The sequence below is a fragment of the Duganella rivi genome (assembly GCF_009857435.1).
Lineage (GTDB): Bacteria > Pseudomonadota > Gammaproteobacteria > Burkholderiales > Burkholderiaceae_D > Rugamonas > Rugamonas rivi.
Window position 1 is genome coordinate 1 of sequence record NZ_WWCK01000018.1, and the last position, 733, is coordinate 733.

The 733-nt window shown below is 49.5% G+C and carries 2 tRNA genes and 2 rRNA genes; all 4 read left to right on the top strand.

The features are described 5' to 3' along the window. Positions 1-219, top strand: a 16S ribosomal RNA gene (locus GTP45_RS27755); the annotation flags it as partial. Positions 220-279: 60 nt separating this feature from the next. Further along, a tRNA-Ile gene (locus tag GTP45_RS27760) sits at positions 280-356 on the top strand. A 9-nt stretch (positions 357-365) separates the two neighbouring features. After that, a tRNA-Ala gene (locus GTP45_RS27765) sits at positions 366-441 on the top strand. A gap of 172 nt (positions 442-613) precedes the next feature. Next, positions 614-733, top strand: a 23S ribosomal RNA gene (locus GTP45_RS27770); the annotation flags it as partial.

Genomic DNA, 733 nt, shown 5'->3' on the forward strand with positions numbered 1-733 from the left:
ACTACGTGAAGTTGGAATCGCTAGTAATCGCGGATCAGCATGTCGCGGTGAATACGTTCCCGGGTCTTGTACACACCGCCCGTCACACCATGGGAGCGGGTTTTACCAGAAGTAGGTAGCTTAACCGCAAGGAGGGCGCTTACCACGGTAGGATTCGTGACTGGGGTGAAGTCGTAACAAGGTAGCCGTATCGGAAGGTGCGGCTGGATCACCTCCTTTCTAGAGTTTGCTCATCAAGCGCTCACACTTATCGACTGTAACGAGATAGAGAACAGCATAGGGTCTGTAGCTCAGCTGGTTAGAGCACCGTGTTGATAACGCGGGGGTCGTTGGTTCGAGCCCAACCAGACCCACCAAGACATATTGGGGGATTAGCTCAGCTGGGAGAGCACCTGCTTTGCAAGCAGGGGGTCGTCGGTTCGATCCCGTCATCCTCCACCACTTACCTGTTTTTACGTAAGCACTAAGATGTTTAGGTAAAAGCAGTACCGTTCTTTAACAATCTGGAAGAAGTAAAGTTTTATTTAAGCGTGTGAGAAATCACACACTTAGGGTAGTAAAACTCATCATCACAAGTAGTAAATGCTTAGAGCTATAGCCGTCAAGGTTATAGGGACAAGTGAATAAGTGCACATGGCGGATGCCTTGGCGATTACAGGCGATGAAGGACGTAGTAGCTTGCGATAAGCTGCGGGGAGCTAGCAAACAAGCTTTGATCCGCAGATTTCCGAAT